Annotated in this window: 4 protein-coding genes and 1 pseudogene; 3 read left to right on the forward strand and 2 right to left on the reverse strand. The window is 54.4% G+C overall.

The window, feature by feature from the left end; genetic code table 11:
* Nucleotides 1-71 precede the first annotated feature (71 nt).
* Both C3708_RS04835 and metK read right to left on the reverse strand, forming a co-directional pair.
* Complete coding sequence (locus C3708_RS04835) at nt 72-1469, reverse strand: sugar porter family MFS transporter (protein ID WP_103946635.1); 1398 nt, start codon at nt 1467-1469, stop codon at nt 72-74.
* 434 nt (nt 1470-1903) lie between these two features.
* Nucleotides 1904-3058 (reverse strand): methionine adenosyltransferase, encoded by a 1155-nt coding sequence (metK, locus tag C3708_RS04840; protein WP_095283288.1) that lies wholly within the window; start codon nt 3056-3058, stop codon nt 1904-1906.
* A 663-nt stretch (nt 3059-3721) separates the two neighbouring features.
* Between metK and yqgB the strand changes: the two genes are divergently transcribed.
* The 3 genes and pseudogenes from yqgB to C3708_RS04860 form a co-directional block, all read left to right on the forward strand.
* The gene (gene yqgB, locus C3708_RS04850; RefSeq protein WP_133159635.1) at nt 3722-3853 is read left to right on the forward strand and encodes an acid stress response protein YqgB; all 132 of its coding nucleotides are present in this window, start codon (nt 3722-3724) and stop codon (nt 3851-3853) included.
* A gap of 8 nt (nt 3854-3861) precedes the next feature.
* A complete protein-coding gene (speA, locus tag C3708_RS04855) occupies nt 3862-5838 on the forward strand; it encodes a biosynthetic arginine decarboxylase (RefSeq protein ID WP_103946634.1) in 1977 nt (658 codons plus the stop codon).
* A 140-nt stretch (nt 5839-5978) separates the two neighbouring features.
* Nucleotides 5979-6106 (forward strand): annotated as a pseudogene (locus C3708_RS04860) (IS481 family transposase); the annotation flags it as partial.

Genomic DNA, 6106 nt, shown 5'->3' on the forward strand with positions numbered 1-6106 from the left:
CGCTGCGCTTGCACGGGCCTACGTTCAGAGCAACAGTAGGCCCGGCAAGCTTGCGCCGCCGGGCAGGGTCCTTAGTTGCTGGCGCCAATCTCGCGCAGCGGACGGCCTTTCATCAGGTTACGTTCGATATGTTCCAGAGAAACGTGTTTAGTTTCAGGAACCAGCCACAGAGTCAGAACAATAAAGAACAGGTTCAGACCGCCGTACACCCAGAAGGTGTTGGCGTTGCCGAGCGTATTCAGCATGGTCAGGAAGGTAGCACCGACGATCATGTTGGCGATCCAGTTGGTCGCCGTTGAGCAGGTGATACCGAAATCACGGCCTTTCAGCGGCTGAATTTCGGAACACAGGACCCAAATCAGCGGACCGGCACTCATCGCAAAACCGACGATAAACATCAGCAGCATCCCCACGGCAAAGTACTGCGCGGTCGCGGAGTGAATGCCCACATGCATCATGGTGCCCAGCACGCCCATCCCGACAGCCATCACCAGGAAGCCTAAGGTTAGCGTCGGTTTACGACCCCAGCGGTCGACCAGACCGATGGCGATAAAGGTCGCCAGCACGTTGGTCAGACCGACGATCACCGTCCCCCACATCTGTTCGGTGGTGTTGGTGTAGCCCGCCAGTTCAAAGATTTTCGGCGCGTAGTACATGATGACGTTCATCCCGGTGAACTGCTGCATGACTTGCAAAAGCACGCCAAGGAAGACCGCGCGACGGAAGTTGCTGTTCTCTTTAAACAGCGCCCAGCCGGTCTGTTTGACCTTCAGACTTTCGCGGATTTCATCGAGCTCGTGTTTGGCTTCGGCACTGGTATCACGCAGGCGCATCAGCACGCGTTCCGCGTCGTGGAAGCGGCGTTTGGCGGCATACCAGCGCGGGCTGTCAGGCAGGAAGAAGACGCCGATCAGCAGCAAAATCGCCGGGATGATAATCACACCCAGCATCCAGCGCCATTCGCCGCTGTAACTGAACGCGGTATCAGACAGGTATGCGCCGAGGATACCGATGGTGATCATCAGCTGGTACATGGAGATCATGCTGCCGCGAATTTTCTCCGGCGCAATTTCCGACAGATAAAGCGGGGCGGTATACGACGCCACGCCGACCGCCAGACCGAGCAGCACGCGGGAGATAATCAGCACTTCGACGTTAGGCGCAGCGGCGGAGCACAGTGAACCGGCAACAAACAGAATCGCGCCGATCATCAGGCTCTTTTTACGCCCGAGGCGATAGGAGAGCCAGCCGCTGCCGACGGCACCGACTGCCGCACCGAACATCATGGAGCTCACCACCCATTCCTGGGTGTGCGGGCTAATCTGGAATTCATCGGTGATGAAGGGTAAAGCACCGGCAATGACGCCGATATCCAGGCCGAATAGAAGTCCTGCCAGGGCTGCGAGGAAGCAGACAAAGAATGTCATCGCCTTGTTGGACGTACGCCCCTGTTTTTTATTGTCAGGCATTATGCCCTCCAGTTGGGTTATCAATTTTATCAATGTAAAGGGTAGGTGAGTACGACGTAAAAATATGTGACATATCTCACGTTGGTGTAATCGGTTACACTCGATGTAAACTGTCAGTATTATTAAAGCTATGAAAATATAGTGTTAATTCTGTTGATGCGCATCCCGTTTACCGCAGTTTCAGACTTAACTGAAATGAAATGTAACAGCAGATGAAGGCAAAACATGCAAAGAGATTAATCTGAAATGAAGGGCTGTAGAGGGTGGTGTAAGCGGTTTCATTTGGTGGTTTTTGTCGGGTAGCGGCTACGCCTTACCCGACCTACAAAACCATAGCTCGTAGGTCGGGTAAGCGTAGCGCCACCCGACAAAGGCAGCGCACAGAAATGCAAAAGGCCAGCACGAGGCTGGCCTTTTCAAACGCTATCGGTCGATTACTTCAGACCGGCAGCTTCACGCAGCAGAGCGGCTTTGTCGGTTTTTTCCCATGGGAAATGTTCGCGACCAAAGTGACCGTATGCTGCGGTTTCTTTGTAGATTGGGTGCAGCAGATCCAGCATCTGGATCAGGCCGTATGGACGCAGGTCGAAGAACTCGCGCACCAGCAGAGTCAGCTGTTCGGTAGAGATCTTCTCGGTACCGAAAGTTTCGACCATGATGGACGTCGGTTCTGCCACGCCGATAGCGTAGGAAACCTGGATCTCACAGCGATCGGCCAGACCCGCAGCGACGATGTTTTTCGCCACATAACGCGCCGCGTACGCCGCAGAACGGTCAACTTTAGACGGATCTTTACCGGAGAACGCGCCGCCACCGTGACGCGCCATGCCGCCGTAGGTATCAACGATGATTTTACGACCGGTCAGACCGCAGTCGCCCATTGGGCCACCGATCACAAAACGGCCAGTCGGGTTGATGTGGTATTTGGTAGAGGCATTCAGCCATTCTGCAGGCAGAACTGGCTTGATGATCTCTTCCATCACCGCTTCCTGCAGCGTTTTCAGCGCAACGTCTTCGGAGTGCTGAGTCGACAGTACAACCGCGTCGATACCGACGATTTTGCCGTCGTCATACTGGAAAGTGATCTGGCTTTTTGCATCCGGGCGCAGCCACGGCAGCGTGCCGTTTTTACGCACTTCTGCCTGACGCTGCACCAGACGGTGAGCGTAAGTGATTGGCGCAGGCATCAGCACGTCGGTTTCGTTGGTCGCATAGCCAAACATCAGGCCCTGGTCGCCAGCACCTTGCTCAAGCGGATCGGTACGATCAACGCCCTGGTTGATGTCCGGGGACTGTTTGCCAATCGCGCTCAAAACGGCGCAAGAGTTGGCATCAAAGCCCATATCAGAATGCACGTAGCCGATTTCACGCACGGTGTTACGGGTGATCTCTTCGATATCAACCCATGCACTGGTGGTGATCTCACCACCCACCAGAACCATGCCAGTTTTGACATAGGTTTCGCACGCCACGCGCGCTTTAGGATCCTGTTCCAGGATCGCATCCAGCACTGCATCGGAGATTTGGTCAGCGATTTTATCAGGATGCCCTTCTGATACAGACTCGGACGTAAACAGGTGTTTTGCCATGTTATATTTCACCTAAGGAGTATTTGGTAAGCTCAAACTGCTGTGCGCAATGGCCGTAGAAGACGATTCTACCAAGACCTGCAGGTAAATAAAACCGGCAGTCTGAGTGTTAATCAGTATAGATGGATTAACATCTGGACGGCTATTTTAGGTCACTTCTTCGCCCGATTTCCAGTTTTTTTTGACCCCGCTCTCATTGTGCTAAAAACGCAGGTGGAAATTTTTCCTGACGGTGCTGGCAAGGTGCGCATTTATGTTTTGCATTTTGGGAGTTATGTGGGTATAAAACGCGGCGCGCGGCTCATACAAAAAAGCGCTCGATGATGTCATCGTGTCGCCACTTCCAGCCGGGTTGAGCAGTGAATACTTAGCTTTGGCTTGAGGTCCGTCTTCTGAAGGCGGCCGTGGAGGTGATACCCGATAATGAACCAACGTTTTCCGTTAACTCAGTTACGCCGTTCTGGCGTGCATCTGTTTCCCGCAATCCGCATTTCTAATCTGCAAACCTGCCGATGTTATACCCATTTCGGTGCTTCTCAGGATTCCAGGGCCGGTCATCCGCTTGGTGAAAACTGAACAAGGGCGCTCTTGTTAATTCAGGAGTTATCTCGTGGTTTCGCCGAACCTTGTCATACAGAGTTCGGTTACGTGTTTTACAATGATATGAATAAGAAACCGGTCGCACGGTCTGAATTTCAGCACACTCTGCTGGAAGACGGGGCCGTTTATGGGTTGTTATCGCGGTGTGACACTGCGATAGTAGTCAACTGTTTTACACTTAATACAAAGAGTTGAGGTTCGCTATGTCTGACGACATGTCTTCAGTTTCGCCTTCGTCAGCGGGCGAACAGGGTGTACTACGTTCTATGCAGGAGGTTGCGATGAGCTCCGAAGAGGCCAGCAAGATGCTGCGCACATACAATATTGCCTGGTGGGGTAATAACTACTACGACGTCAACGAACTGGGCCACATCAGCGTTTGCCCGGATCCTGACGTACCGGAAGCTCGTGTGGATCTCGCCAAACTGGTGAAAGCGCGCGAAGCGCAGGGCCAACGTCTGCCAGCACTGTTTTGCTTCCCGCAGATCCTGCAACACCGTTTGCGCTCCATAAACGCCGCGTTCAAACGTGCGCGTGAGTCCTATGGTTACAAGGGCGACTACTTCCTGGTCTATCCGATTAAGGTCAACCAGCATCGTCGCGTCATTGAATCCCTGATCCACTCCGGTGAACCACTGGGTCTGGAAGCCGGTTCTAAAGCGGAACTGATGGCGGTACTGGCGCACGCCGGTATGACGCGTTCGGTGATTGTCTGTAACGGCTATAAAGACCGCGAATATATTCGTCTGGCGCTGATTGGCGAGAAGATGGGCCACAAGGTCTATCTGGTTATCGAGAAGATGACTGAAATCGCTATCGTGCTGGAAGAAGCTGAACGTCTGAACGTGGTACCGCGCCTCGGTGTGCGTGCGCGTCTGGCGTCCCAGGGCTCCGGGAAATGGCAGTCCTCTGGCGGCGAAAAATCCAAATTTGGTCTGGCGGCAGGTCAGGTTCTGCAGCTGGTGGAAATGCTGCGCGAGCGCGGTCGTCTGGACAGCATCCAGCTGCTGCACTTCCACCTCGGTTCGCAGATGGCCAACATTCGCGATATCGCCACGGGCGTACGTGAATCCGCGCGTTTCTACGTTGAGCTGCATAAGCTTGGCGTGAACATCGAGTGCTTCGATGTGGGCGGCGGTCTGGGCGTGGACTATGAAGGGACGCGCTCGCAGTCTGACTGCTCCGTGAACTACGGCCTGAACGAATACGCCAACAACATTATCTGGGCGATTGGCGATGCCTGCGAAGAGAACGGTTTGCCGCATCCGACGGTAATCACCGAATCTGGCCGCGCGGTGACTGCGCACCACACGGTGCTGGTCTCTAACATCATCGGCGTGGAGCGCAGCGAAAATACCGAAGCGACCCCGCCGCAGGAAGATGCGCCACGTGCTCTGCAAAACATGTGGGAAACCTGGCAGGAAATGCATGAACCGGGCAACCGTCGTTCACTGCGCGAATGGCTGCACGATAGCCAGATGGATCTGCACGACATTCACGTCGGTTATTCATCGGGTACCTTCAGCCTGCAGGAACGCGCCTGGGCAGAGCAGTTGTATCTGAACATGTGTCATGAAGTGCAGAAACAGCTCGACCCGAGCAACCGTGCGCACCGTCCGATTATCGACGAACTCCAGGAACGTATGGCGGATAAGATTTACGTCAACTTCTCGCTGTTCCAGTCGATGCCGGATGCCTGGGGTATCGATCAGCTGTTCCCGGTTCTGCCGCTGGAAGGGCTGAATCACGCGCCGGAACGTCGTGCGGTGCTGCTGGATATCACCTGTGATTCCGACGGGGCTATCGATCATTACGTGGACGGCGACGGGATTGCCACCACTATGCCGATGCCGGAATATGACCCAGAGAACCCGCCAATGCTGGGCTTCTTTATGGTCGGCGCGTATCAGGAAATTTTGGGCAACATGCATAACCTGTTCGGGGATACCGAAGCGGTGGACGTGTTTGTCTTCCCTGACGGCAACGTCGAAGTGGAGCTTTCCGACGAGGGCGACACCGTGGCGGATATGCTGGAATACGTGCAGCTGGATCCGAAAAAACTGCTGACTCAATTCCGCGATCAGGTGAAAAACACCGATCTGGACGCCGGACTGCAACAGCAGTTCCTGGAAGAGTTTGAAGCGGGTCTGTACGGGTACACCTATCTGGAAGACGAGTAATGTTGTCCCCTCACCCTAACCCTCTCCCACGGGGAGAGGGAATATGACCCCTCTCCTCGTGGGTGTACGGTCCGGGGACATCATGAACACTTGTTCGGGGACATGGTAGACACTTACAACTAAGGCATACGAACCCGTTTTTGGAGTCGCTTATGCCCTGGGATGCGAGAGATACCATGTCATTACGTACCGAGTTTGTTCTGTTCGCCTCGCAAGACGGGGCGAACATCCGTTCTCTTTGCCGTCACTACGGCATTTCGCCCGCTAC

It is taken from the genome of Lelliottia sp. 7254-16 (genome assembly GCF_002922995.1).
Lineage (GTDB): Bacteria > Pseudomonadota > Gammaproteobacteria > Enterobacterales > Enterobacteriaceae > Enterobacter > Enterobacter jeotgali.